Origin of the sequence: Streptomyces sp. NPDC093546 (assembly GCF_044765045.1) — a bacterium.
Classification (GTDB): domain Bacteria; phylum Actinomycetota; class Actinomycetes; order Streptomycetales; family Streptomycetaceae; genus Streptomyces.
Genome location: NZ_JBIWJG010000004.1, coordinates 411,630 through 437,247, shown reverse-complemented (window position 1 = coordinate 437,247; position 25,618 = coordinate 411,630). Strand labels below are relative to the sequence as shown.

Here is a 25,618-nt window from a genome sequence, read left to right as displayed (position 1 = left end):
GTCCTGGGACCGCCTGGGTCTACGACCTTACGGGTGGGGTCTGACAATCGGCCCCGGGAGCGCTCAGCGCCCCCTCAGCGCACCCCTTCCCACAGCGCCCGCTCCTCCGCCCGCGGGTCCTCCACCACGCCCGGCGCGACATCGTCGAAGATCATCGTCGCCCGCGTCCCGTCGTAGGGCGCCCACCCCGGGTCGCCGGTCTTCGCGAAGGCGACCCACGCCCCGTGCATCGCGTCCGCCACCGCCTGCGGCGCGCCCTCCCCGGTCAGCGGGGCGTACGTCGGGTCGTCGAGGCGGTCGAAGACGTACGCCAGCTCGCTGCCGTGGCAGGCGCCGAGGCGCCCGTCGAAGGCGGAGGAGCGCCGGGCGAACTCGTACATGTACGAACCGGGCACCGACTCGGCCAGCCGGATCGCCGGGATCCGGTAGAACCAGTCCGTCGTCATCGCGTCGAAGATCTCGCCCGGCACCGCGCCCGGGCGCGCGTCCCGGTAGACGGGCAGGGCCTTGTCGGGGTCGAGACCGTACGCCTCGGCCGTGGCGCGCAGCTTGGCCTCCGGCAGCAGCTCCAGCCGTCCGGTGGGGACGAGGAAGAGCCGGTACTCCTCGCGGTTGCTGCCGATGAGCAGCTGGACGCCGCAGTCGGGTCCCGGGAGCTCCAGCCCGTCCTCGGCCGGTCCGGCGGTCACCGGCTCGAAGGGCATGGCGTTGAGCGCCGCCTCGCCCCACACGGCGGGGTCGGGCCGCGCGCCGATCTCGCCGCGCAGCTCGGCCTGGGCGGCGAGGAGCCGGTCCATCGGCACGGCGGCGAAGGCCTCGGCGGTCGGTTCGACGGCGAGCTTCTCGGCCAGGCGCTCCGTGATGCGGCGGGCCGACCGGGGCCGGAGGAAGTGGTGGGCGGCACCGCTCTGCAGGATCGCCCGCCTGAACAGCCCGCGCCGGCGCACCTGTTCGTCGGCGAGCAGGAAACCGATGGCCAGCGCGCCGGCCGACTCGCCGAAGACGGTGACCTGGTCCGGGTCACCGCCGAACTCCGCGATGTTGTCCCGTACCCACTCCAGCGCGGCCAGCTGGTCGAGCAGCCCCCGGTTGTCGGGCACACCGTCCAGATGCAGGAACCCGTCCGTGCCGAGCCGGTAGTTGAGGGACACGAACACCACGCCGTCCCGGGCGAACGCGCTGCCGTCGTACGCGGACGTCGCCGCCGACCCGTTGGTGAAGGCGCCGCCGTGCAGCCAGACCATGACCGGCAGACGGGCTCCGGGGCCGGGCGAGGGCGTCCACACGTTCAGGTTGAGGCAGTCCTCACCCGGGACACTGGCCTCCGGTATGAGGGTGTCGAAGGGCGGGGTGTACGGAGCCTTCGGGGGCGTCGGCCCATGGGCGGTGACATCGCGCGTGCCGCTCCACGCGCGCGGGGGAGCCGGTGGCCGGAAGCGCAACGGGCCGAAGGGCGGGGCGGCGTAAGGGATTCCGAGGAAGGCTGCGACGCCGCCCTCTGCCGAGAGGGTGCCGCGCACCGCGCCCTGCCGTGTCCTGCACACCACTGCGTCCATTCGGTTCACCGGATCCCTTCGGTCGACGTCGGGGCACCTCAGTGTCTCTCGTACGTCCCCGGCGCAGGGGTCACTTCCGCCGACGGACGAGCGCGAGCAGCTCCGCGTTGTGGTGGCGGCGGGTTCGGGCGACCACCGCGAGCAGTGCGGCGAAGATGACGGGCGTGAGGGCGTACTTCCCGTCGAGCACCGTGAGTTGGGTGACGAAGGCCCCGGCCATCAGGGCGATGAGGGCCAGCGCGGAGACGCCGGAGAGGATCGGGATCACAAGGGCTATGGCACCGGCCAGCTCCAGGGCCCCCACCGTGTACATGAGCCAGTCGCCGGCGCCGATCACGTCGAACGACTCCGCCGCCGACCAGTGTCCGACCAGCTTGGGTCCGGCGCTGGGGATCGCGAAGAACAGGGCGAGCACGATCTGCAGAACGCGCACAGCGATATCGGCGCGGCGGCTGAGACGCGCACCGCTCGCGGGCGTGGTCGCGGTCAAGCTCATTTCGGGGGCCTCCTCGTATCGCCGCTCGGCGTCGCCGAGCTCCGTGGCGGTTTCGGAGAGGTAGACCGCGCCCGTACTGAGAACTCATCGGAGTGATGGCCTTTTCCTGCCGGGGTACCCGGCACAGAACACGCAGGAGAGCGATCACCATGCGACGCACCGGCAGTGAACCCAGGACCGCACGCAGTCCGCTGCGGACCCGGTTCTGGCTGGCGCTGTGGGGTCTCATCTGGGCGGCCGCCGGTACGGCGGGCTTCGCGCTGGCCGGGCGCACGGGGTGGGCGGTGGCCTGCGGTGTGCTGTTCCTGGTGGTCACGGCGGACCTGATGTTCGTCGTGCGGCACATCCGCCAGGGCCCGCACTACCAGCCGGGGCGCGACGTCCCTCCGTACGAGCCCTGACCCCGCCCACCGGGGCCGGGCTCCGCTACGAGTCCGCCTCGAAGCGCGCCGCCTCCAGGTACTCGGGCTTCGGGTCGAGCGCGGCGGCCAGGCGGAAATGGCGCTTGGCCTGGTCCGGCCGACCGGAGCGCTGGAAGGTGCGGGCGAGCGCGAAGTGGGCGAAGGCGTTGTCCGGCTCGCGCTCCAGGACCAGCTCGAACTCCAGCTGGGCGGGGCGCAGCTGCGCCGCCGCGAAGAAGGCGCGGGCGCGCAGCAGCCGGGCGGCGGTGTTCTCGGGGTGGGCGGCGATCACCGAGTCGAGCAGCTTGACGGCTCCGCGCGGGTCGCGGGCGGCGAGGAGCTGCTCGGCGGCGCGGAAGTCGATGACGTGGGTCTCGGGGCTGCTGTCGGGCACGGTCACATCCTTCCCCTTGCTCCAGCCCTTCAACATCGGCGCAGCGGCCCGTATTCCAACGGCCGGCGGGCGGCGCGGGCCGTGCGTGGCCGGCGGGCCTTTCCGCCGCTAGCGGGCCGCCCTGGTGGTCAGCTCCGCCCACACCTCACGCACCCGCGGCTCCAGCGCCTCCAGCGGCCCGTCGTTGTCGATGACCAGGTCGGCGATGGCGAGGCGCTGCTCGCGCGTGGCCTGGGTCGCCATCCGGGCGCGGGCTTCGGCGTCGGTCATCCCCCGCAGCCGTACGAGCCGGTCCAGCTGGGTCGCGGGCGAGGCGTCGACGACGACGACCAGGTCGTAGAGCGGCGCCAGCCCGTTCTCGGTGAGCAGGGGTACGTCGTGGACGACCACCGCGTCCGCCGCGGCGGCCGCCTCCAGCTCGGCGGAGCGGGCGCGGACGAGGGGGTGGACGATGGCGTTGAGGGTGGCGAGGCGGTCGGGGTCGGCGAAGACGATGGAGCCGAGCCGCGGCCGGTCGAGGGTGCCCTCGGGGGTGAGGATCTCGGTCCCGAACGCCTCCACGACGGCCGCGAGCCCGGCCGTGCCGGGCTCGACGACCTCGCGGGCGATCTTGTCGGAGTCGATCAGGACCGCCCCGTACGAGACGAGCAGCCGCGACACCTCGCTCTTGCCGGCTCCGATGCCGCCGGTCAGCCCCACTCTCAGCATGTGCCGAAGCTTAGGGGGTGGCTCCCCCGCCCTGTCGGGCGGCCACCACGAGCCGTTCGGAACGTCAGGCGCTCCACGGCGGCGCTAGAGATCACCCTCCCGCTCCGCGAGGAACCGCTCGAACTGGCGGCCGAGCTCGTCGGCGGACGGCAGTTCCACCGGCTCGGCGACCAGGCTGCCGCGCGTTTCGGCACCGGCCATCGCGTCGTACTGGTGCTCGAGGCCCTGCACGAGCGCGACCAGCTCCTCGTCGCCTTCACCGATCTGACGCTCGATCTCGGTCTGGGTGCGCTGGGCCTCGGTGCGCAGCGCGTGCGCGACGCCCGGCAGGACGAGGCCCGTCGCGGCGGTGATGGCCTCCAGCGCGGTGAGGGCCGCGTCGGGGTACGGGGACCGCGCCACGTAGTGCGGGACGTGCGCGGCGACGCCCAGCACGTCGTGGCCGGCCTCCATCAGGCGGTACTCCAGCAGCGACTCGGCGCTGCCCGGCACCTGGGCCTCGTCGAAGGTGTTGCGGTGGCCGGGCATCAGATCGGTGCGGTTGCCGTGCGGGGTCAGGCCGACCGGGCGGGTGTGCGGGACGCCCATGGGGATGCCGTGGAAGTTGACCGACAGGCGCACGCCGAGCCGCTCGACGATCTGCCGTACAGCGGCGGCGAACCGCTCCCACTCGACGTCCGGCTCCGGACCCGACAGCAGCAGGAAGGGCGCCCCCGTGGCGTCCTGGACGAGGCGGACCTCGATGGCGGGCGTCTCGTACCCGGTCCAGCGGTCGCGCCGGAACGTCAGCAGCGGGCGGCGGGCCCGGTAGTCCACGAGCCTGTCGTGGTCGAAGCGGGCCACCACCTGGTGGGGCAGCGATCCGAGCAGGCTGTCGACGATCTGCTCGCCGGTCTCACCCGCGTCGATGTATCCGTCGAAGTGGTAGAGCATGACGAGGCCGGCCGACTCCTGCGCCAGCGCCATGTCGACGACGGCCAGGCCCTTCGGCTCCCATGCGTACAAATCCCGGGGATCAAGCACGATTACCGCTCCTCCTCATATCCCTAGGAAGAACGTCACTCACCGCACAGGCATTCCCACTCCCCGGACGACTGCGCACACGACGAAAGGCCCGCCCCCTTCCGGGGACGGGCCTTCGTCCTACTTACCGCTCAGCGGCGAGCCGATCGAGTCGATCGTTCAGCTCTGGCCGCCGGCCAGCTTCTCGCGCAGGGCGGCCAGCGCCTCGTCCGACGCCAGGGCGCCGGAGTTGTCGTCCGACTCCGAGGAGTACGAGCCACCGGAGACGCCCGCCGGGGCACCGGCCGGAGCGGCGGCGCCACCCTCGGCAGCGGCGGCCTCGTCGGCCTCGCGGGACTTGATGACCTGGGCCTGGTGCTGCTCGAAGCGCTGCTGCGCCTCGGCGTACTGGGTCTCCCACGCCTCGCGCTGGGCCTCGTAGCCCGGCAGCCAGTCGTTGGTCTCCGGGTCGAAGCCCTCGGGGTAGATGTAGTTGCCCTGGTCGTCGTACGACGCGGCCATGCCGTACAGGGTCGGGTCGAACTCGACCGACGCCGGGTCGGCACCGAAGGACTCGTTGGCCTGCTTCAGCGAGAGGCTGATGCGGCGGCGCTCGAGGTCGATGTCGATGACCTTGACGAAGATCTCGTCGTTGACCTGGACGACCTGCTCCGGGATCTCCACGTGGCGCTCGGCCAGCTCGGAGATGTGGACCAGACCCTCGATGCCCTCGTCCACGCGGACGAACGCACCGAACGGAACCAGCTTGGTGACCTTACCCGGGACGACCTGGCCGATCTGGTGCGTACGGGCGAACTGCTGCCACGGGTCCTCCTGGGTCGCCTTCAGCGACAGGGAGACACGCTCGCGGTCCATGTCGACGTCGAGGACCTCGACGGTGACTTCCTGGCCGACCTCGACAACCTCGGAGGGGTGGTCGATGTGCTTCCAGGACAGCTCGGAGACGTGGACCAGACCGTCGACGCCACCCAGGTCCACGAAGGCACCGAAGTTGACGATCGAGGAGACGACGCCGGAACGGACCTGACCCTTCTGCAGGGTCGTGAGGAACGTCTGGCGGACCTCGGACTGGGTCTGCTCGAGCCAGGCGCGGCGGGACAGGACCACGTTGTTGCGGTTCTTGTCCAGCTCGATGATCTTCGCCTCGAGCTCCTTGCCCACGTAGGGCTGGAGGTCGCGGACGCGACGCATCTCGACGAGGGAGGCCGGCAGGAAGCCACGGAGGCCGATGTCGAGGATGAGACCACCCTTGACGACCTCGATGACGGTACCGGTGACGATGCCGTCCTCTTCCTTGATCTTCTCGATGGTGCCCCAGGCACGCTCGTACTGGGCGCGCTTCTTCGAGAGGATCAGGCGGCCTTCCTTGTCCTCCTTCTGGAGAACAAGGGCTTCGATCTCGTCGCCGACCTTGACGACCTCGTTCGGGTCGACGTCGTGCTTGATCGAGAGCTCGCGGCTCGGGATGACACCTTCGGTCTTGTAACCGATGTCGAGCAGGACCTCGTCCCGGTCGACCTTCACGATGACGCCGTCGACGATGTCGCCGTCGTTGAAGTACTTGATCGTCTCGTCGATCGCGGCGAGGAAAGCTTCCTCGTTACCGATGTCGTTGACCGCAACCTGCGGGGTGGTGGCGGTGGTCTCGGTGCTGCTCGTCATGTGGGAAAGGGCTCCGGTACGGACATTGAAGTCGTAGGTACTGCTACGCCGAGAGCCCGTATCGCCTCTGCAGAAGCCGGACAGCCAAGGAAGCATCCGCCCCGTGAAGGGTGGCGCCTCGAGAACCGAGGGGACATACAACAGATGCGAGCGCGGCCTGCTCCGTCTGAGGCGCGCAGGCCCGCAGCGCAACCTTTAGCATACGGGGACGGCCGGACACGGTCAATGCGCGAAGGCGCACACCCGGGGCAGAACGTCACATACCCGGCACATTTAATGTTTCCCAAGGCCATCGTGGCCGCGGCTACGGCTTCCGCAGGCGCTCGCTCAGCAGCTCCCGCAGGCAGCCGTGCGCAACCTACAACGGCGGTGGGGATGATCCAAGAGTACGAGCCCGAGGCCACCAGGCGCCACGCCGGTGACGCCGAGAGCAGCCGGGCGAACCGGGGCTGGTGGGACCGGAACGCCGACGAGTACCAGACCGAGCACGGAGCGTTCCTGGGGGACGACCGCTTCGTCTGGGGGCCCGAGGGACTGGACGAGGCGGAGGCCCGGCTCCTGGGGGACGTCTCCGGACGGGACGTCCTGGAGATCGGCGCGGGCGCCGCGCAGTGTTCGCGCTGGCTCGCCGCGCGCGGTGCCCGCCCGGTCGCCCTGGACCTCTCCCACCGCCAGCTCCAGCACGCCCTGCGGATCGGCGCGGACGTCCCTCTGGTGGAGGCCGACGCGTGCGCCCTCCCCTTCCGGGACGGCTCCTTCGACCTGGCCTGCTCCGCGTACGGGGCGGTCCCTTTCGTCGCCGACCCGGTGCGGGTGTTCCGCGAGGTACGCAGGGTGCTGCGGCCGGGCGGACGGTGGGTGTTCTCGGTGACGCACCCGATCCGCTGGGCGTTCCCCGACGAGCCCGGACCGGAGGGGCTGTCGGTTGCCGCGTCGTACTTCGACCGCACCCCTTACGTCGAGCAGGACGAGGAGGGCCGGGCGGTGTACGTGGAGCACCATCGGACCCTCGGGGACCGGGTGCGGGACGTGGTGGCGGGCGGGTTCCACCTGGTGGACCTGGTCGAGCCGGAATGGCCCTCCTGGAACACCCAGGAGTGGGGCGGCTGGTCCCCACTGCGCGGAAACCTGATCCCGGGGACGGCGATCTTCGTGTGCGAGCGCGCGTGATGCGCGCGGAGGCCGCGGAGACCTCGGACCTGCCCGTACGTAGCGCCCTGCCCGCCCTGGAGCGGGCGCTGGACGGGCACGGGGCCGCGGTGCTGTGCGCGCCGCCCGGCACCGGCAAGACCACCCTGGTGCCGCTGGTGCTGGCCGAGCGGGGCGCCCGCGTCCTGGTCGCGGAGCCGCGGCGGATCGCCGCACGGGCGGCGGCCCGGCGCATGGCGTGGCTGCTGGGCGAGAAGGTGGGCGGCCGGGTCGGCTTCACCGTGCGTGGCGAGCGCGTGGTGTCGCGCGAGACGGTCGTCGAGGTGGTGACCACCGGTGTCCTGCTGCAGCGCCTCCAGCGCGACCAGGAGCTCGGCGGCACCGACGTGGTGATGCTCGACGAGTGCCATGAGCGGCACCTGGACGCGGACACGGCGGCCGCCTTCCTGCTGGACGTACGGGAGACCCTGCGGCCCGAGCTGCGGCTGCTGGCCGCGTCCGCGACGACCGACGCCGAGGGGTGGGCGCGGCTGCTGGGCGGCGCGCCCGTGGTGGAGGCGGCGGGCGTGGCGCACCCCGTGGAGGTGGTGTGGGCTCCTCCGGCGGCGCCGGTGCGGCCGCCGCACGGGATGCGCGTGGACCCGGCCCTGCTGGCGCACGTCGCGTCGGTGGTGCGGCGGGCGCTGGCGGAGCGGTCGGGGGACGTGCTGTGCTTCCTGCCCGGTGTCGGCGAGATCGCGCGGGTGGCGGGCCTGCTGTCCGGTCTGTCCGGCGTGGAGTTGCTCCAGGTGCACGGGCGGGCCCCGGCGGCCGTGCAGGACGCGGTCCTCTCCCCCGGCGGGGACCGCCGCCGGGTGGTGCTGGCGACGTCGGTCGCCGAGTCGTCGCTGACGGTGCCCGGGGTGCGGATCGTGGTCGACTCGGGCCTCGCGCGCGAGCCGCGCGTGGATCACGCGCGCGGTCTCGGGTCGCTGACCACGGTGTGGGCGTCGCGGGCGGCCGCCCGGCAGCGCGCGGGCCGAGCGGGACGCGAGGCGCCGGGCGCGGTCTACCGGTGCTGGGCCGAGGCGGAGGACACCCGGCGGCAGCCGTTCCCGGCGCCGGAGATCCAGGTGGCCGATCTGACCGCGTTCGCGCTGCAGGCCGCCGCCTGGGGCGACCCCGGCGCCACGGGCCTGGCCCTGCTCGATCCGCCGCCGGCGGGCGCGATGGGCGCCGCGCGGGAGGCGCTGTCCGCGATCGGCGCGGTCGACGCGGCCGGGCGAGTGACGGACCGGGGCGTACGCATGTCCCGGCTCGGCGTCCACCCCCGGCTGGCCCGCGCCCTGCTGGACGGGGCGCCGCTGGTGGGCGCGCGGCGCGCCGCGGAGGTGGTGGCCCTGCTGAGCGAGGAGCCGCCGCGCGAGTACGGCGACGACCTGGCGGCCGCCTGGCGTACGGCCCGCCGCGCCCCGGGCGACGCGTACGGCGCCCGCTGGCGGCAGGAGGCCCGGCGCCTGGCGGGGCAGCTGGACGGTGCCGGCGGCACGGACCGCGGGGTGCCGGACGACGCCGTCGTCGGAACGGTGACCTCCCTGGCGTACCCGGAGCGGGTCGCGCGTGCGCGGGGCGACCGGGCCGAGGGCGCGTTCCTGATGGCGTCGGGGACGCGGGCCGAGCTCGGCGAGGGGTCCCGGCTGCGCGGGTCCGCGTGGCTGGCCGTCGCCGTCGCGGACCGGCCCGCCCACGCGGCGTCGGCGCGGGTGCGGCTGGCCGCCGTGATCGACGAGGAGACCGCGCGGGCGGCCGCCCCGGGGCTGCTCGTGGCCGGCGAGGAGGTCCGCTGGGAGGACGGTGACGTGGTCGCCCGGTCCGTGGAGCGGCTGGGCGCCGTCGAGCTGACCGTACGGCCGCTGACCGACCCGGATCCCGTACGCGTGCGGGAGGCGCTGCTGGAGGGTCTGCGGCGCGAGGGGCCCGGGCTGCTGCGCTGGTCGCGGGAGGCGGAGGGGCTGCGGCAGCGGCTGGCGTTCCTGCACCGGGTGCTCGGCGAGCCGTGGCCGGACGTGTCGGACGCCGCGCTGCTGGAGCGGGCCGGCGCGTGGCTGGAACCGGAGCTGTCCCGGGCGCGGCGGCGGGCCGATCTGGCCCGTATCGACGCCGGTCAGGCGCTGCAGCGGCTGCTGCCCTGGGCCACCGGGGAGGCGGCCCGCCTGGACGAGCTGGCCCCGGAGCGGATCGAGGTGCCCAGCGGCTCACGGATCCGGGTCGAGTACGGCGCCGGCGAGCAGCCGGTGCTCGCGGTGAAGCTGCAGGAGATGTTCGGGCTCGGCGAGACACCGCGGATAGCGGGCGTTCCCGTGCTGGTGCACCTGCTGTCCCCGGCCGGCCGGCCCGCCGCCGTCACGGCGGACCTGGCGTCCTTCTGGCGCGACGGGTACCGCTCCGTGCGGGCGGAGCTGCGCGGCCGGTACCCGAAGCATCCGTGGCCGGAGGACCCGGCGGGGGCGGAGCCGACCCGGCGGACGAACACCGGGCGCCGCTGAGCGGCGCCCGGCCTGGCCGTCAGTCGACCTTCGACCTTCAGGCGACCTTGAGCTCGATCGTCAGGGTGGCGCCGCCGGTGGTCGTCAGGCGGAGCAGGAAGGTGCCGGTCTGTCCGTCCGCGTACATCTTCGGAAGCTTGAGGACGCCGTTCGCGTCCGTCTTCAGGCCTTCGAGGGTCCGGACGGGGTTGCCCTGCTCGTCCTTGAAGAAGGGGCCCTTGTCGGCGGCGGTGGTGTCGTCCGCGGCCGTGATCATGGTGGCGGTCAGCGCGACGCCGGACGCGACGGCGCCCTTGTACGTGGCCTTCACCTCGACCTGGTCGGCGAACTCGGTGTCCGGGGCGGCCGTCAGGGCCTTCTCGTCCGTCCTGGCCAGCGCGTCGGCGGCGCGCTCCGTGACGGTCGCGGTGAAGTCGACGGCGGGCAGGGCCGCACGGCGCACGACGGTGGCCCGTACGGTGAACTCGCCCGCCCGCTCGCCCGCCAGGATGGGCGGCGCGGTGGCCGTTCCGTCCGCGGCCGTGGTGACGACGACGCTGCCGACCGAGCCGGTCCCGGCCGCGAAGCGGGCCTCCGTGGCGCCGGTGATCTCGAACTCGACCTCCAGGCCGGCGACGGGCTTGCCCGCCCGGTCGAGCGCCTTGACCTCGGGGCGCTCGGCGAAACGGCTGCCCGCCGTCGCGGTGAGCGGGCCCGTACCGGCGTCCGTGAGGCGCGCCACCTTCTCGTGCGGCGCGGGGGCCGGGGTGACGGGCGGCTTGGTCGGGTCCGGCGTGGACGGGGGAACCGGCGTGGGCGGCTTCGGGGTGACGGGCGGCGTCGTGGGGGTCGACGGAGTCGTCGGGGACGGCTTCGTGGACGGCGGCGTCGGCTTGGGGGACGGCGTCACGGGCAGGGTCGGCGTCGGCGTCGGCGTCGGGCGCCCGACCGGCTTGTTGTCGCTGCGGTCGACCGGCAGGACACCCGTACCGTCCGGGATCCGGTGCGTGCCGCGCTTGTAGTACTCGAACCAGGACAGGACCGTCCGCAGGTACTCGGTCGAGCGGTTGTAGCTCAGGATCGCCTTGTCGAGGTCGGCCTTGAGGGCGAGGTTGCGGTTGTTCGCGCAGAGGTACATGCCTGCGGCCTGCGCGGCGTCGTAGATGTTGTTGGGGTCCTTGCGGCCGTCGCCGTTGGCGTCCTGGCCCCAGCTCGCCCATGTGGAGGGGATGAACTGCATGGGGCCGACCGCGCGGTCATGCGTCGTGTCGCCGTCGTACGCGCCGTCGTCGGTGTCGGAGATGTTGGCGAAGCCGACGCCGTTGAGCACGGGGCCGAGGATCGGCGTGAGGGTGGTGCCGTCGGCGCTGACGCGGCCGCCGCGGGCCTGGCCGGACTCCACCTTGCCGATGCCCGCGAGGAGTTGCCAGGGGAGGTTGCAGCCAGGGTCGGCGGCACGGAGGTGCTGCTCGGCCTGCTTGTAGGCGGCGAGGACGGTGGCCGGTATGCCCGCTTCCGCGGGGCCCGTGATGACGGGCAGTTCGACGGAGGCGCCGGGCTTGTTCGGCGTGTTGAGCGGGGGCAGGTCGGTGTAGTACGGCGAGTTGCCGGTGGCCGAGTTCTCGTGGGGCTGGGGGGTGGCGTCGGCGGCCTGGGGGTCACCGCTGCCGCCGCCGGCGGCGGGTGTCACGCCCGGGGCCTGCGAGGCGGAGAGTGCGGCGACCGCGGCGGCGGCCACGGCGGTGCTGGTGGCTCCCTTGCGCAGCCGGCGACCCATGTGCGCTGCCATACGTGTGGTCCCTCCCCTTTGATGCTGCCGTCCGCGCTCCCCGCGCGAGGACTCAAGCGACCCTACGTCAAACGGCGGGTGCGGCACACCGCCCACTGACCGCTTTTCACGCTTTCGTCACCGCTTGCTTCACCGGAATCCGGAGTGCGAACGTCACGCATACTGGCGGCCGTTGACCGACCAGCTCAAGGGGGGCCCTCCAGCATGCCGTTCACCCTCAGCCACGCCGTGGCCGTACTGCCCGCGATACGGAGGTCCGGCGCGGCGCGCGGGCCCTTCGTCGCGTCGGCGCTCGTCGCCGGATCGTTCGCACCGGACATGACGTACTTCGCGGACACGGTGCTGCCCGGGGCGATGCGCTTCGGGGACGTCACGCACGGGGTGGCGGGCGACCTGACGGTCGATGTCGCGATCGCGGCGGCGCTGGTGGCGGTGTGGCTGATGGTGCGTGAGCCGCTGGTGGCGCTGGTGCCCGGGCGGTGGCAGGGGCCGGTGCACGCGCTGCTGCGGGGGCGGGCGTGGCGCGGGCGGCGGCGGGCGGAGCTGGCGGTGTGGTTCTACGTCTCGGCGGTCGTCGGCGCGACGACGCACGTGGTGTGGGACGCCTTCACGCACCTGGACCGGTGGGGCATGAAGGTGCTGCCGGTGCTGGGGGAGGTGGTGGCCGGCTTCCCGATGTACCTGTACGCGCAGTACGGCGGCTCGGCGGTGGCGCTGGTGGTGCTGGCGTGGTTCGTGGGGAGCGGGGCGCGGCGGATGCCGTCCGGGCCTTCAGGGGCTTCGGAGGTTTCGGTGCCTTCGGGGCGAGAGCAGGAGCCGGGGGCCGCGCCGGTCCCTGTCCTCGGGCGGCGGGAGCGGTGGCTGGCCGCCGGGCTGCTCGGAGGGTGCGTGGTGGTGGGCGTGGTGCACCGGTGCGCGCGGTGGTACGCGTACTGGGGGCACGCGCCCGAGACACCGCTGGACATCATCCCGACCGCGTGCTTCGGCGCGGGGGCGGGGTTGGTGGGCGGGGTGCTGGCGTACGGCCTGCTGATGCGGCTGCGGCCGCGGCCGGCGAGCGCCGGCTAGACGTCTCCCCCCGCCCCTGCCTCCCATTCCCGGGACCGGGAAGGGGAGGCCCCTGTGTGTCAGTGCGCCGCGGAGTCCCAGTCGGGGCCCACGCCCACCGAGACGTCCAGGGGGGCGCGGAGGTCGACCGCGGTGGACATCTCGCGGCGGACCAGCGCCTCGACCTGGTCGCGCTCGCCCGGAGCGACCTCCAGGACGATTTCGTCGTGGACCTGGAGCAGCAGGCGGGTCTTCAGGTCCGCCTCGCGCAGTGCGCGGTCGACGCGCAGCATCGCGACCTTCACGATGTCGGCGGCCGTGCCCTGGATCGGCGCGTTCAGCGCCATCCGCTCCGCGGACTCGCGGCGCTGGCGGTTGTCGCTGTTGAGGTCCGGGAGGTAGCGGCGGCGCCCGAGCATGGTCTCCGTGTACCCGGTGGCGCGGGCCTCGTCGACGACGCGGCGCAGGTAGTCGCGCACCCCGCCGAACCGCTCGAAGTACGTGTCCATCAGGGCACGCGCCTCGCCGGCCTCGATGCCCAGCTGCTGGGAGAGGCCGAAGGCGGACAGGCCGTACGCCAGGCCGTACGACATGGCCTTGATCTTGCGGCGCATCTCCGCGTCGACCGCGGACCGCTCGACGCCGAACACCTGGGAGGCGACGGTGGTGTGCAGGTCCTCGCCGGAGGTGAAAGCCTCGATGAGGCCCTCGTCCTCCGACAGGTGGGCCATGACCCGCAGCTCGATCTGGCTGTAGTCGGCCGTCATCAGCGACTCGAAGCCCTCGCCGACGACGAAGCCGTGCCGGATGGCGCGGCCCTCGTCGGTGCGGACCGGCACGTTCTGCAGATTGGGGTCCGTCGAGGAGAGGCGGCCGGTCGCCGCGACCGTCTGGCTGAAGGTGGTGTGGATGCGGCCGTCGGCGGCGATCGTCTTGATCAGGCCCTCGACGGTGGAGCGCAGCCGGGCCTGCTCGCGGTGGCGCAGCATGATGACCGGCAGCTCGTGCTCGGTCTGGCCGGCCAGCCAGGCCAGCGCGTCCGCGTCCGTGGTGTAGCCGGTCTTGGTCTTCTTCGTCTTGGGGAGGTTCAGCTCGCCGAAGAGGACCTCCTGGAGCTGCTTCGGGGAGCCCAGGTTGAACTCGTGCCCGACGGAGGCGTGCGCCTCCTTCACCGCCTGCTGCACCGCGCCGGCGAACTGCTGCTCCATCGCCTCCAGATGGGCACGGTCGGCGAAGATGCCGTACCGCTCCATCCGGGCCAGCACCACGGAGGTGGGCAGCTCCACGTCGTGCAGCAGCTTGGTGGCGCCGACCTCCTCGAGCTTCTCGCCGAAGGCGTCGCCCAGGTCGAGGACCGCGCGGGCCTGGGCCATCAGCGCGTCCGCCTCGGCCTGCTCGTCGGTGCCGAAGGCGAGCTGCCCGTCGGCCGCGGCGGGGGCCAGCTCGCGGTGGAGGTACTCGACGGAGAGGGCGTCCAGCGCGAAGGAGCGGCGACCCGGCTTGACCAGGTAGGCGGCGAGGGCGGTGTCCATCGTGATGCCCTCGATGTGCCAGCCGTGCTCGGGGAAGACCCGCAGGGCCTCCTTGGCGCTGTGCAGCACCTTGGGGCGGGCGGGGTCGGCGAGCCAGGCGGCGAAGGCCTTCTCGTCGGCCTCGTCGAGCTGGGTGGTGTCGAACCAGGCCGCCTTGCCGTCGGCACCGGCCAGCGCGACCTCGCTGACGTTGCCGACGCCCAGGGCCCAGGTGGCGACGGTGGCCATGCCGAGCGGCTGGCCGCCGTGCTGCTCCAGCCAGAAGGCGAGCTCGCCGGCGCCGAGCACGGTGCCGTCCAGTTCGACACCGGCGGCCGGAGCGGGGGCCTCTTCCTCCTGGGCGCCCGGGTCGACGGCGAGGAGCCGGTCGCGCAGGCTCGGGTTGCGGATCTCCAGGACCTCCAGGAAGCCCTTGAGCGCGGTCCGGTCGTACGGCCGGCGCTCCAGGTCCGCCACCGTCTTCGGCAGCTCCACGTCCCGGACGAGCTCGGTCAGGTGGCGGTTGAGCTTGACGGACTCCAGGTGGTCGCGCAGGGCCTGACCGACCTTGCCCTTGACCTCGTCGGCCCGCTCGACCAGCTCGGCGAACGAACCGAACTGGTTGATCCACTTCGTGGCCGTCTTCTCCCCCACGCCGGGGATGCCCGGCAGGTTGTCGGACGGGTCGCCGCGCAGGGCGGCGAAGTCGGGGTACTGCGACGGGGTCAGCCCGTACTTCTCCTGGACCTTCTCCGGGGTGAACCGGGTCAGCTCCGAGACGCCCTTCGTGGGGTAGAGCACGGTGACGTGGTCGGAGACCAGCTGGAACGAGTCCCGGTCGCCGGTGACGATCAGCACGTCGAAGCCCTCGGCCTCGGCCTGCGTGGCGAGCGTGGCGATCACGTCGTCCGCCTCGAAGCCCTCCACCGCGAACCGCTCGGCGTTCATGGTGTCGAGCAGCTCGCCGATCAGCTCGACCTGCCCCTTGAACTCGTCGGGGGTCGCGGAGCGGTTCGCCTTGTACTCCGGGAAGTCCGCCGAGCGCCACGTCTTGCGCGACACGTCGAACGCGACGGCGAAATGCGTCGGCGCCTCGTCACGCAGCGTGTTCGCCAGCATCGACGCGAAGCCGTAGATGGCGTTGGTCGTCTGGCCGCTCGCGGTGGTGAAGTTCTCCGCGGGCAGCGCGAAGAACGCCCGGTACGCCAGGGAGTGCCCGTCCATGAGGAGCAGGCGCGGACGGTTGTCGTCTGGGGTCTTCTTCGATGCTGTCTCAGCCACGGACACGATCCTGCCACGGACCACTGACAATGCCGGTCCCGGCCAAGGGGCGGTGCCCGCTGTCGGTGGGGCGTGACAGGATCGGATACGTACATCGGACACAACCGCTCAAGGGGGAGCGCGATGGTCAGCAAGCCGCCCGCAGGTGACCCGGTCCAGGACGCGCCGCAGGTCCAGGCGCCCCAGCACGCCGCGGCCGGCCTCCCCGCCATCGGGCACACGCTCAAGGTCGCCCGGCAGCAGATGGGCGTGCGGCGCACCGCGCAGACCCTGCTCAAGGTCAACCAGAAGGACGGCTTCGACTGCCCGGGCTGCGCCTGGCCCGAGGGCGACAAGCGGCACCTCGCGGAGTTCTGCGAGAACGGCGCGAAGGCCGTCGCCGAGGAAGCCACGCTGCGCCGCGTGACGCCCGCCTTCTTCGCCGCGCACCCGGTGGCGGACCTCGCGACCCGCAGCGGGTACTGGCTCGGGCAGCAGGGCCGGATCACCCACCCCATGTACCTGCCGGAGGGCGCCGACCACTACGAGCCGGTGACGTGGGAGCGCGCCTTCGCGATCATCGCCGAGGAGCTGACCGCGCTCGCCTCCCCCGACGAGGCGGTCTTCTACACCTCCGGCCGCACCAGCAACGAAGCCGCGTTCCTGCTCCAGCTCTTCGCCCGCGAGTTCGGCACGAACAACCTGCCGGACTGCTCCAACATGTGCCACGAGTCGTCCGGCTCCGCGCTCACCGAGACGATCGGCATCGGCAAGGGCAGCGTCTCGCTGGAGGACCTGCACCGGGCGGACCTGATCATCGTGGCCGGGCAGAACCCCGGCACCAACCACCCGCGCATGCTCTCCGCCCTGGAGAAGGCCAAGGCGGCGGGCGCGCGGATCATCTCGGTCAACCCGCTGCCCGAGGCGGGCCTGGAGCGGTTCAAGAACCCGCAGACCCCGCAGGGCATGCTCAAGGGCGCGGCCCTCACCGACCTGTTCCTCCAGATCCGCATCGGCGGCGACCAGGCCCTCTTCCGGCTCCTCAACAAGCTGGTCCTTGAGACTGACGGCGCCGTCGACGAGGAGTTCGTACGCGAGCACACGCACGGGTACGAGGAGTTCGCGGCCGCCGCCAGGGCCGCCGACTGGGACGAGACGCTCGCCGCCACCGGCCTGGAGCGCGGCGAGATCGAGCGCGCGCTGCGCATGGTGCTCGCCTCCGAGCGCACCATCGTCTGCTGGGCCATGGGCCTCACCCAGCACAAGCACTCCGTGCCGACCATCCGCGAGGTGGTCAACTTCCTGCTGCTGCGCGGCAACATCGGCCGCCCGGGCGCCGGGGTCTGCCCGGTCCGCGGGCACTCCAACGTGCAGGGCGACCGCACGATGGGCATCTTCGAGCGCCCGTCCGCGGCGTTCCTGGACGCCCTGGACAAGGAGTTCGGCATCGCCTCGCCCCGCCACCACGGCTTCGACGTGGTGCGCTCCATCCGGGCGCTGCGCGACGGCGAGGCGAAGGTGTTCTTCGCGATGGGCGGCAACTTCGTGGGCGCGACGCCCGACACGGAGGTCACCGAGGCGGCCGTGCGCCGCGCCCGGCTCACCGTCCACGTGTCGACCAAGCTGAACCGCTCCCACGCGGTCACCGGCACGCGCGCGCTGATCCTGCCCACCCTCGGCCGCACCGACAAGGACGTCCAGGCCGGCGGCCGGCAGTTCGTCACGGTCGAGGACTCGATGGGCCTGGTCCACGCCTCGCGCGGGAACCTGCCGCCGGCGAGCCCGCACCTGCTGTCCGAGCCGGCCATCGTGGCGCGCATGGCGCGGGCCGTGCTGGGCGAGGCGTCGGCCACACCGTGGGAGGAGTTCGAGAAGGACTACGCCACGATCCGCGACCGCATCGCGCGCGTGGTTCCCGGCTTCGAGGGCTTCAACGCCCGGCTCGCGGCGAACCCCGGCGGCTTCGCCCTGCCGCACGCCCCGCGCGACGAGCGGCGCTTCCCCACGAAGACCGGCAAGGCGAACTTCACCGCCGCGCCCGTCGAGTACCCGCGGGTCCCCGAGGGCCGGCTGCTGCTCCAGACCCTGCGCTCGCACGACCAGTACAACACCACCATCTACGGCCTCGACGACCGCTACCGCGGCATCAAGGGCGGCCGCCGCGTGGTCCTGGTCCACCCCGAGGACGCCCGCGCGCTCGGCTTCGCCGACGGCTCGTACGCCGACCTCGTCAGCGAGTGGCGCGACGGCTCCGAGCGGCGCGCGCCCGGCTTCCGGGTGGTGCACTACCCGACCGCGCGGGGCTGCGCCGCCGCGTACTACCCGGAGACGAACGTCCTGGTGCCGCTGGAGTCCACCGCCGACGTCAGCAACACCCCCGCCAGCAAGTCCGTGGTCGTGCGTCTGGAACAATCACCGACCGTCTGAGCGTTCGCTTAGCCAGTCAGCCAAGCCGGCCAGCACAAGGCCGTACGACGACGAACGGAGCCGGGCCCCATGGGCGAGCAGACCAGCGTGAAGTTCCCGCAGGAAGTCATCGACGAGTACGCCTCGCTCGGTGTCGACCTGCCCGCCCTCTTCTCCGCCGGGCACCTGGGCACCCGCATGGGCGTGCGGATACTGGAGGCCTCGGCGGAGCGGGTCGTCGGCACCATGCCGGTCGAGGGCAACACCCAGCCGTACGGGCTGCTGCACGGCGGCGCCTCCGCCGTGCTCGCCGAGACCCTCGGCTCGGTCGGCTCGATGCTGCACGGCGGCATCTCCAAGATCGCGGTCGGCGTGGACCTCAACTGCACGCACCACCGGGGCGTCCGCAGCGGACTGGTGACCGGCGTGGCCACCCCCGTCCACCGCGGACGCTCCACCGCCACGTACGAAGTCGTCATCACCGACGAGCAGGACAAGCGGGTCTGCACGGCCCGCCTGACCTGCCTGCTGCGGGACGCCGGGCAGGGCGAGAGCCCCACCGGCTGAGCCCCACCGGCCGACCGCCCCGGCATCGCGCGGCCCCGGAAACGGCCGGGAGCCGGGAGAGCCCCGCAAGGCTCCCCCGGCTCCCGTACCGGCGGATCAGGTCAGGCAGCGCCCTCACCGAGGTAGGCGGCCCGGATCCGGGAGTCGGCGAGCAGCTCCCGCGCCTCGCCGTCCACCGACACCGACCCGGTCTCCAGCACGTACCCGCGATGGGCGAGCCCCAGCGCCTGGGTGGCGTTCTGCTCGACGAGCAGCACCGTGGTGCCCTGCTCGTTGATGTCGCGGATGATCTCGAAGATCTGCTGCACGATCAGCGGGGCCAGGCCCATCGACGGTTCGTCGAGCAGCAGCAGCTCCGGCCTGCCCATCAGGGCACGGCCGATCGCCAGCATCTGCTGCTCACCGCCCGAGAGGGTGCCCGCGAGCTGCGACCGCCGCTCCGCGAGCCGCGGGAACAGCCCGAAGATCTGTTCAAGGTCCGCGGAGTCCACCGACGAGAAGCGGTAGGCGCCTATCTCCAGGTTCTCCAGGACCGTCATCCTCGGGAAGACCCGGCGGCCCTCCGGCACATGGCCGATCCCGAAGTGGACCAGCTCGTGCGACTTGATGCCGTCGATGCGCTCGCCGCGCAGCCGCACTTCGCCGGCGCTCGGCCGGAGCATGCCGGACACCGTGCGCAGCGTCGTGGTCTTGCCCGCGCCGTTGCCTCCGAGGAGGGCCACGATCTCGCCCTGGTTCACCGTGAGGTCGATGCCCTTCAGCGCCTCGATCGCGCCGTAGGAGACGCGCAGGGCGCTCAGCTCGAGCAGCGGCACGCCGGCCGCCTCCGCGGTGTCCGCCCGGCTCGCCGGATCCGTCGTCACGCTCACTGCCCCTCCTCCGCGTCCGAGGCCGACCGCTCGGCGATGATGTTCTGCACCGTTTCGGCGTCCTCGGCCGACGATCCGAGGTAGGCCTCGATGACGGCGGGGTGCCGCTGCACCTCGCTCGGCGTCCCCTCGGCGATCTTCTTGCCGAAGTTGAGGACCATGACCCGGTCCGCCACCGACATCACCAGCCGCATGTCGTGCTCGATCAGCAGCACGCTCACGCCCAGTTCGGTGTTGATCCGCCGGATGAGCTGCTCCAGCTGGAGCTTCTCCGTAGGGTTGGTACCGGCGGCGGGCTCGTCGAGGAGCAGCACCTGCGGTTCCGTGGCCAGCGCCCGCGCGATCTCCAGGCTGCGCTGGTCGCCGTAGCTGAGGGAGCCGGCGATGTCGTTGAGCTTGTCCTCCAGGCCCACGAACTTCAGCAGGCGGTGGGCCCGTTCGTCGCTGTGCCGCTCCGCCCGCCGTGCGTTCGGCAGGCCCAGGATGATCGAGACCGGTCCGGCCTTCAGCCGGGTCTCGGCGGCGATCTTCACGTTCTCCAGCGCGGTCAGCGCCGAGAACAGGCGGATGTTCTGGAAGGTCCGCGCGAGGCCCAGGCGGTTGACCACATGGGGCTTGCGCCCCAGCAGCTGGTGGTGCCCGCCGTCCTTGTCGTGGAAGGTGATGCTGCCTTCCTGCGGGGTGTAGGCCCCGGTCAGGGAATTGAACAGCGAGGTCTTGCCCGCACCGTTCGGACCGATCACCGCCAGGATCTCGCCCCGGCGCATGGTCAGCTCCACGTTGTCCAGGCTGGTCAGACCGCCGAACCGCAGGGTCAGACCGGAGGTCTCCAGGACCGTGCCGGCGTCCGGGCCCTCGGGTCGCCCGGCCTGTGCCTCGTCGCTCGTCACTTCGGTGGCCATCACAGCTTGCCTCCCGCCCGCTCGGTCATGGCATCGGCCTCTCCGAGTCCTTCGTCCGCCATTTTCAGCTCCCGTTGGCGACGGCGGGACGGCCAGACGCCCTGCGGACGGTAGATCATCATCACCACGAGCAGCGCACCGAGGTACATGTACCGGTCGGAGGGCTCCACGTAGTCGCGCAGCGCCTCGGGCAGCCACACCAGGATGGCCGCGCCGATCAGCACGCCCGGGAGCGACCCCATGCCGCCGAAGATGACGTAGGCGAGCACCAGGATGGAGTTGAGGATGGCGAAGTTCTCGGGGTTGAAGTACCCCACCTTGCTCGCGTAGACCACGCCGGCGATACCGGAGGTGGACGCTCCGATGGCGAACGCCATCAGCTTGAACTTCACCGTGTCCACGCCGTTCGCCGCGGCCGCCACCTCGTCCTCGCGGATGGCGGTCCAGGCCCGTCCGACGCGGGAGTGCTCCAGCCTGACGAAGATCACGACCATGAGCACGATCAGCGTCACGAGCAGGTACCAGTACGGCATGCGCTCCAGCGACCACTCGTAGCCGAACGCGGAGAACTTCGGGATCTGCCGGGCGCCGGCCGAGCCGTTGGTGATGCCGTCGGCGTTCTTGGCCACCAGGTACACGATTTCGTGGAAGCCCAGGGTGACGATCGCCAGGTAGTCACCGCGCAGCCGCAGCGTGGGGGCGCCCAGCAGGATGCCCGCGATCAGGCACGTGACCACCGCGACCGGGATGACCAGGAAGTTGTTGAGCACCACGGGCGGCTCGACGGGCAGCGCGCCGGTCCAGAAGGCGGCGCTGTACGCACCGACCGCGAAGAACGCGACGAAGCCCAGGTCCAGCAGGCCCGCCCAGCCGATCACCACGTTGAGGCCGATCGCCAGCAGGGCGTAGATGGCCACCTGGTCGACCAGCACGGTCTGCCAGTAGCCGGAGAGCTGCCCCGGCACCAGCAGGACGACCAGCAACACGGCGGCGAGGAGGGCCCACCGCACCTTCGGCTGGGTGCGCACCACCGTGCGCGCCTGCTCCAGCTTCCCACCGGCCCCACCGGATGCGAGCGACTTGGCCCGCTCGGTCAGCGTGGTCAGCGGGCCGGAGGTGAACTCGCGGACGCCCCAGATCGCGACGGCCAGCGCCAGGATCACCCAGAGGTTGGCGCCCGTGAAGCTGGTCCTGAGGGAGTAGAAGATGTCCCGGGTGTTGCCCTGCTCCCCCACCATCACGGTGAGCACCACGCCGAGCGCCAGCAGGGCACCGAGCCGCTGCCAGCGCGGCTGCTGGTACCAGGCAACGTGGCGCAGCTTCGCCGCGGCCGTCATGGGCTTCTTCACCGAAGTGTCCGTGGTCATGCCGTCCTCCCCACACGCTCGCCGAGAATGCCCGTGGGCCGGAACATCAGCACGATGATGAGCACGGTGAACGCGGCGACATGGCGCCACTCACCGCCGAGGAGCGGAACGGTCAGCGTCTCGACGACGCCGAGCATCAGGCCGCCGAGCATCGCCCCCCGGATGTTGCCGATGCCGCCCACCACTGCCGCGGCGAACGCGGTGATACCGGGGATGAAGCCCATGTCGAACTTGACCTGGAGGAAGGTCCCGTAGAGGTAGCCCGCCGCTCCGCCGAGCACGCCGCCGATCACGAAGGTGCGGGAGATGACCTTGTCGATGTCCACGCCCATCAGGGCGGCGACTTCGGCGTCCTGGGAGACGGCCCGGATGCTCGCGCCGAGCTTCGTGCGGTTCACCACCAGGTCGAGGGCGATCATCATCACGACCGCGGAGCCCAGCAGCAGCAGCTGAGTGACGTTCAGGGAGGCGCCGAAGACCGTGAGGACCTGCTCGTTCTTGTACGCCTCCGGCATCGGCAGGGGGTCGCGGCCGAAGAGCTTGCCCGCGAGGTTGTAGAGGAAGAACGACGCGCCGATGGCGGTGATCAGGAAGATGAGCCGGGGCGCTCCGCGCCGGCGCAGTGGCCGGTATGCGACCTTTTCCAGACCGTAGGCGGTAAGGGCTCCGAAAGCGGCGCCCGCGGTCAGACCGAGGGCGACGTATCCGACCGATGCGACACCCGAGGGATTGGCTCCGGGAGCGACCAGGGTGAGGGATATGAGCCCGCCGTACGCACCGAACATGAAAACCTCGCTGTGCGCGAAGTTGATCAGCTGCAGTACGCCGTATACCAGTGTGTAACCGATGGCGATGACGGCATAAATGGAACCGAGCACCGCCCCCAGGACCAAATAGTCCCAGAATTCACTGAGGGACATCTTGCTGACTTCCTTGTGGGAGCTGAGCGGCCGGAGAAGCGGTGTGCGCATACGTGGGGTCCGATGCGCAGCGCAAAGAGGAATCGGGCGGTTGCGGGCCACGCTCCCGGCCGGAGTCGTGGCCCGCCTCCGGAAATCAGCTTCCGGCCAGCTCCTCGACCGGGCCCAGGTAGGCGATCTTGCCGTCCTTCACCTGGTAGAGGAACACGTCCTGAATCTTCAGCGCACCCTTCTCATTGAAGGAGAATTCCTTCGTGAGGCCCTTGTAGGAAGCCTTCTTGAGCGCGTCGTACACCGCCTGCCGCTCCGGCTTGCTGCCCAGCTTCTTCAGCTCCGCGATCACCATGTTGGTGAGGTCGTAGGCCTCGGCCGAGTACGTACCCGGGTCGACGTTGAACTTCTTGCGGTACTCCTCGGTGAACTTCTTGGTGTTCTCCTCGACCTTCGCGTCGGTGCACGGGCAGGTCAGGTACCAGTTGTTGGCGGCCGCACCGGCGAGCTCGATGAACTTCACGTCGTTCGTGCCGTCACCGGAAATCGCGGCGCCCTTGTAGCCGGCTTCGACGAGCTTCTTGGCGAACGGCGCGGCGTCCTGGTAGTAGCCCGCGTAGATCAGCGCGTCGGCCTTGGAGTTGACCACGTCCTTGGCGGTGGCGCTGTAGTCCGGGGTCTTGGCGGGGACGGACTTCTTGATGACCTCGACACCGGCCGCCTTGAGGTCCTTCTCCGCGATCGACGCGAGCCCGACTCCGTAGTCGGACTTGTCGTCGATCAGGTAGACCTTCTTGGGCTTCAGCTTCTTCGCGTAGTAGGTGGCCATTCCGGCACCCTGGGCGTTGTCGTTGGGCACGCCCTGCAGGAAGGTCTTGAAACCCTGCTCGGTCAGGTCCCCGCGCGTGGCGGAAGCGGACAGCGAAGCGAGTCCGGCATCACCCAGGAGAGGCGCGGCGGAATTGGTCGGTCCGGAGAATGCGGGCCCGATCAGCGCGACGACGTCCGGGTCGTCGATCGCCTTCTGGGCCGCAGCGGTGGCCTTTTCGGGGAGGCCCTGGTCATCCACCGCCATGTACTCGATCTTGAAGGGAAGGTCACCCTTTGCGTTCGCCTGCTCGATGGCGAGCTTGATGCCCTTCTCCTCATTCTCGCCGAGTGCCGTGTTGTCACCCGAGAGCGGCCCCTGGAAAGCAATCTTCAGAGCCTCACCGCCGTCTCCGGAATCACTGCTGCAACCGGAGAGCGCCAAGGCACCCACGGCCACGGGAATGGCGAACCTGATGATGTTCTTGTTCAGCACAGAAGGCCCCCTGAAGCGCCTGACTTTTGTAAGCGCGTGCAGCGGGCGGAGCGCCCTCCACACCCCACCGCGCGTCCGTGCGGTGTGCGGGGAATGTAATCGCGTGATGAGCCACCCGTATAGGTGGGTTGAGGATGTGTGATCCGCCCGTGACCTGCGTCATGTGCGGAATGCGGTACGCACCTTACCGAGAATCGGACAAGTCAGAGCGAACCACAAGATCCAGCCGTCCGGGCCCTTCACCCGCGCCAACGGCGGCCGGAACCGTTTCCTTCGCGGAGTCCGGCTGGGGCTGCTCGCCCAGGGCGCGGGGCCCCATCCAGCGCAGCACGGGACTCGTGACCACGGTCGTGACCAGGGCGACCAGGGTGAGCAATCCGGCCATGCGGTGATCGATCAGGCCCGCTTCGCGACCGATCTGGATCACCACGAGCTCGGTCAGGCCACGGGCGTTGAGCAGAACGCCCAGCCCCAGGGCGGCGGGCCACGGCATGCCCGTCAACCGGGCGCAGACACCCGCTCCCGCCACCTTCGACACGATGGCGAACACCAGCAGGCCGACGAGCGTCAGCAGGGTGCCGGCGCCCCAGCTCAGGTCCCGCAGATTCACGGTGAGACCGAAGCCGAAGAAGAAGAACGGCAGCAGGATCGTTTTGGCGACGCCGGCCATGCCCTCCACGGCCACGGCCGCGACCCGGTGGTGCCGGGGCCACATCAGCCCCACGAGCATGGCCCCGATGAGCTGGTGGACACCGAGCGCCGCCGTCAGCGCCGCCGCCGCCATGACACCCGCGACGAGCATGGCCACCACGCCACCGCCGCCGTCCGCCCTGTCCCTCTTCTCCGCCCACCGCGCGAGAAGCAGCCGGACCGGACCGAGGCAGACCGCCACCACGACCGCCAGGAGAAGGGCCTGCACGGCCAGCGGGCCCAGGCCGGCGCCGTGCGAGAGCGCCAGGATCGCGGTCAGCAGCAGCCAGCTGCCCGCGTCACCGACCGCGGCGCAGAACAGGCCGAGCTGCCCGGTCCGCGTCTTGGTGGCGCCGATGTCGGAGAGGATGCGCGCGAGCACCGGGAACGCCGTGATGCTCAGGGCGCAGCCCACGAACAGGACGAAGGCGAGCGGGTGCCCGGCGGGCCCGAGATGGCCGTCCACGAGCGGCAGCGCGATCACCACGCCGGCGGCGAACGGCACGAACAGCGAGGCCTGGCTGATGAGCACGCTCCGGGCGGCCGCGCCGCGCAGCCGCATCGTGGACAGCTCCCGACCCACCCCGAACATGAAGACCACCAGGCCGAGTTGGGCCAGTCCGCTCATCATGTCCCGCGCCTGGGCGGGAAAGAGCCAGGCGGTGGCCCCGGGGGCGAGCCAGCCCAGCAGGGTCGGCCCCATCAGGAGACCCGCGCAGATCTCACCGATCACCCGTGGCTGCCCCAGGGCCTTCAGGGCGGCGCCGCCGAGGTGCGCGGCGACGAGCACCACCGCGGCCGCGAGGAGGAAGTGGCCCGCACCGTCCAGCCCGCCGGCCGGAGCACCGCCCCGCGCCGCCCCGGAACCCGGACCGGAGGCCCGGGCGGCGGCTAAGGCGATGACCGCGAGCGGCAGGACGACCGTGGCACCTATCGCGACGTAGAGGGCGCGACGGTCGCGCCGGGCAGCAAAACGCATCACCACGAACGAATCTCCTTGATTACGGAGGCTTAACGAGGCGGAAGAGCACAAGCCGCTCGCACCATGGAACCGAGGAACACCGTCTGGAAGCGCGGATCTTCGTGAGGAGAACACCGGGGGC

At 71.6% G+C, this 25,618-nt stretch carries 20 protein-coding genes; 6 read left to right on the top strand and 14 right to left on the bottom strand.

The window, feature by feature from the left end:
- Positions 1-74 precede the first annotated feature (74 nt).
- Together ACIRNI_RS11640 and ACIRNI_RS11635 are read right to left on the bottom strand one after the other, a co-directional pair.
- Positions 75-1,556 (bottom strand): carboxylesterase/lipase family protein, encoded by a 1,482-nt coding sequence (locus ACIRNI_RS11640; protein ID WP_403550537.1) that lies wholly within the window; start codon positions 1,554-1,556, stop codon positions 75-77.
- Positions 1,557-1,626: 70 nt separating this feature from the next.
- Entirely contained in the window at positions 1,627-2,052 is a 426-nt protein-coding gene (locus ACIRNI_RS11635) for a DoxX family protein (protein WP_403550535.1), read from the bottom strand.
- A gap of 149 nt (positions 2,053-2,201) precedes the next feature.
- Here ACIRNI_RS11635 and ACIRNI_RS11630 point away from each other — a divergent pair, with 149 nt between their 5' ends.
- Entirely contained in the window at positions 2,202-2,453 is a 252-nt protein-coding gene (locus tag ACIRNI_RS11630) for a DUF6343 family protein (protein WP_403550533.1), read from the top strand.
- Between the two features lie 25 nt (positions 2,454-2,478).
- On the opposite strand, the gene ACIRNI_RS11625 is transcribed toward ACIRNI_RS11630, so the two are convergent.
- The 4 genes from ACIRNI_RS11625 to rpsA all read right to left on the bottom strand — a co-directional run bounded on the left by ACIRNI_RS11625 (position 2,479) and on the right by rpsA (position 6,240).
- Entirely contained in the window at positions 2,479-2,847 is a 369-nt protein-coding gene (locus ACIRNI_RS11625; RefSeq protein ID WP_355358168.1) for a tetratricopeptide repeat protein, read from the bottom strand.
- A gap of 108 nt (positions 2,848-2,955) precedes the next feature.
- Positions 2,956-3,555, bottom strand: a complete 600-nt coding sequence (gene coaE, locus ACIRNI_RS11620; protein WP_403550531.1) for a dephospho-CoA kinase — start codon at positions 3,553-3,555, stop codon at positions 2,956-2,958.
- Between the two features lie 84 nt (positions 3,556-3,639).
- Positions 3,640-4,578, bottom strand: a complete 939-nt coding sequence (locus ACIRNI_RS11615) for a PAC2 family protein (protein WP_355358174.1) — start codon at positions 4,576-4,578, stop codon at positions 3,640-3,642.
- Positions 4,579-4,737: 159 nt separating this feature from the next.
- On the bottom strand, positions 4,738-6,240 hold the full coding sequence (rpsA, locus tag ACIRNI_RS11610) for a 30S ribosomal protein S1 (protein ID WP_345489430.1): 1,503 nt from the start codon (positions 6,238-6,240) through the stop codon (positions 4,738-4,740).
- Positions 6,241-6,615: 375 nt separating this feature from the next.
- On the opposite strand from rpsA, the gene ACIRNI_RS11605 reads away from it, so the two are divergent.
- Both ACIRNI_RS11605 and hrpB read left to right on the top strand, forming a co-directional pair.
- The gene (locus tag ACIRNI_RS11605; RefSeq protein WP_403550528.1) at positions 6,616-7,410 is read left to right on the top strand and encodes a class I SAM-dependent methyltransferase; all 795 of its coding nucleotides are present in this window, start codon (positions 6,616-6,618) and stop codon (positions 7,408-7,410) included.
- Positions 7,410-9,914, top strand: a complete 2,505-nt coding sequence (gene hrpB / locus ACIRNI_RS11600; RefSeq protein WP_403550864.1) for an ATP-dependent helicase HrpB — start codon at positions 7,410-7,412, stop codon at positions 9,912-9,914. Before ACIRNI_RS11605 ends, hrpB begins: the two co-directional genes overlap by 1 nt.
- 37 nt (positions 9,915-9,951) lie before the next feature.
- On the opposite strand, the gene ACIRNI_RS11595 is transcribed toward hrpB, so the two are convergent.
- Entirely contained in the window at positions 9,952-11,682 is a 1,731-nt protein-coding gene (locus ACIRNI_RS11595) for a lytic transglycosylase domain-containing protein (protein WP_403550526.1), read from the bottom strand.
- Between the two features lie 204 nt (positions 11,683-11,886).
- On the opposite strand from ACIRNI_RS11595, the gene ACIRNI_RS11590 reads away from it, so the two are divergent.
- Entirely contained in the window at positions 11,887-12,750 is an 864-nt protein-coding gene (locus ACIRNI_RS11590) for a DUF4184 family protein (RefSeq protein ID WP_403550524.1), read from the top strand.
- 59 nt (positions 12,751-12,809) lie between these two features.
- Here ACIRNI_RS11590 and polA read toward each other — a convergent pair whose 3' ends face one another.
- A complete protein-coding gene (gene polA, locus ACIRNI_RS11585) occupies positions 12,810-15,464 on the bottom strand; it encodes a DNA polymerase I (protein ID WP_403550863.1) in 2,655 nt (884 codons plus the stop codon).
- A gap of 180 nt (positions 15,465-15,644) precedes the next feature.
- Here polA and ACIRNI_RS11580 point away from each other — a divergent pair, with 180 nt between their 5' ends.
- Positions 15,645-17,927, top strand: coding sequence for an FdhF/YdeP family oxidoreductase (locus ACIRNI_RS11580; protein ID WP_403550522.1), 2,283 nt, complete (start codon positions 15,645-15,647; stop codon positions 17,925-17,927).
- Positions 17,928-17,996: 69 nt separating this feature from the next.
- Positions 17,997-18,473 (top strand): PaaI family thioesterase, encoded by a 477-nt coding sequence (locus tag ACIRNI_RS11575; RefSeq protein WP_403550520.1) that lies wholly within the window; start codon positions 17,997-17,999, stop codon positions 18,471-18,473.
- Between the two features lie 101 nt (positions 18,474-18,574).
- Here the strand turns inward: ACIRNI_RS11575 and ACIRNI_RS11570 are convergent, their stop codons facing one another.
- The 6 genes from ACIRNI_RS11570 to ACIRNI_RS11545 form a co-directional block, all read right to left on the bottom strand.
- Complete coding sequence (locus ACIRNI_RS11570) at positions 18,575-19,282, bottom strand: ABC transporter ATP-binding protein (protein WP_403550861.1); 708 nt, start codon at positions 19,280-19,282, stop codon at positions 18,575-18,577.
- Positions 19,283-19,338: 56 nt separating this feature from the next.
- Positions 19,339-20,244 (bottom strand): ABC transporter ATP-binding protein, encoded by a 906-nt coding sequence (locus ACIRNI_RS11565; protein ID WP_403550518.1) that lies wholly within the window; start codon positions 20,242-20,244, stop codon positions 19,339-19,341.
- Entirely contained in the window at positions 20,244-21,611 is a 1,368-nt protein-coding gene (locus ACIRNI_RS11560; RefSeq protein ID WP_403550516.1) for a branched-chain amino acid ABC transporter permease, read from the bottom strand. The genes ACIRNI_RS11565 and ACIRNI_RS11560 overlap by 1 nt, the downstream gene beginning before the upstream one ends.
- Entirely contained in the window at positions 21,608-22,531 is a 924-nt protein-coding gene (locus ACIRNI_RS11555) for a branched-chain amino acid ABC transporter permease (RefSeq protein WP_355358202.1), read from the bottom strand. Before ACIRNI_RS11555 ends, ACIRNI_RS11560 begins: the two co-directional genes overlap by 4 nt.
- Positions 22,532-22,667: 136 nt before the next feature.
- On the bottom strand, positions 22,668-23,825 hold the full coding sequence (locus tag ACIRNI_RS11550) for a branched-chain amino acid ABC transporter substrate-binding protein (protein WP_355358205.1): 1,158 nt from the start codon (positions 23,823-23,825) through the stop codon (positions 22,668-22,670).
- A 184-nt stretch (positions 23,826-24,009) separates the two neighbouring features.
- Positions 24,010-25,494 carry a cation:proton antiporter gene (locus ACIRNI_RS11545; protein ID WP_403550514.1) on the bottom strand — a complete coding sequence of 495 codons (1,485 nt, stop codon included), beginning with the start codon at positions 25,492-25,494 and terminating at the stop codon, positions 24,010-24,012.
- Positions 25,495-25,618: the final 124 nt, after the last annotated feature.

Coding starts and splice junctions, on each gene's coding strand:
- ACIRNI_RS11640 (WP_403550537.1), bottom strand. CDS start 1,556: ATGGACGCAGTGGTGTGCAGGACACGGCAGGGCGCGGTGCGCGGCACC.
- ACIRNI_RS11635 (WP_403550535.1), bottom strand. CDS start 2,052: ATGAGCTTGACCGCGACCACGCCCGCGAGCGGTGCGCGTCTCAGCCGC.
- ACIRNI_RS11630 (WP_403550533.1), top strand. CDS start 2,202: ATGCGACGCACCGGCAGTGAACCCAGGACCGCACGCAGTCCGCTGCGG.
- coaE (WP_403550531.1), bottom strand. CDS start 3,555: ATGCTGAGAGTGGGGCTGACCGGCGGCATCGGAGCCGGCAAGAGCGAG.
- rpsA (WP_345489430.1), bottom strand. CDS start 6,240: ATGACGAGCAGCACCGAGACCACCGCCACCACCCCGCAGGTTGCGGTC.
- ACIRNI_RS11605 (WP_403550528.1), top strand. CDS start 6,616: ATGATCCAAGAGTACGAGCCCGAGGCCACCAGGCGCCACGCCGGTGAC.
- hrpB (WP_403550864.1), top strand. CDS start 7,410: ATGCGCGCGGAGGCCGCGGAGACCTCGGACCTGCCCGTACGTAGCGCC.
- ACIRNI_RS11595 (WP_403550526.1), bottom strand. CDS start 11,682: ATGGCAGCGCACATGGGTCGCCGGCTGCGCAAGGGAGCCACCAGCACC.
- ACIRNI_RS11590 (WP_403550524.1), top strand. CDS start 11,887: ATGCCGTTCACCCTCAGCCACGCCGTGGCCGTACTGCCCGCGATACGG.
- polA (WP_403550863.1), bottom strand. CDS start 15,464: ATGGACGGGCACTCCCTGGCGTACCGGGCGTTCTTCGCGCTGCCCGCG.
- ACIRNI_RS11580 (WP_403550522.1), top strand. CDS start 15,645: ATGGTCAGCAAGCCGCCCGCAGGTGACCCGGTCCAGGACGCGCCGCAG.
- ACIRNI_RS11575 (WP_403550520.1), top strand. CDS start 17,997: ATGGGCGAGCAGACCAGCGTGAAGTTCCCGCAGGAAGTCATCGACGAG.
- ACIRNI_RS11565 (WP_403550518.1), bottom strand. CDS start 20,244: ATGGCCACCGAAGTGACGAGCGACGAGGCACAGGCCGGGCGACCCGAG.
- ACIRNI_RS11560 (WP_403550516.1), bottom strand. CDS start 21,611: ATGACCACGGACACTTCGGTGAAGAAGCCCATGACGGCCGCGGCGAAG.
- ACIRNI_RS11555 (WP_355358202.1), bottom strand. CDS start 22,531: ATGTCCCTCAGTGAATTCTGGGACTATTTGGTCCTGGGGGCGGTGCTC.
- ACIRNI_RS11545 (WP_403550514.1), bottom strand. CDS start 25,494: ATGCGTTTTGCTGCCCGGCGCGACCGTCGCGCCCTCTACGTCGCGATA.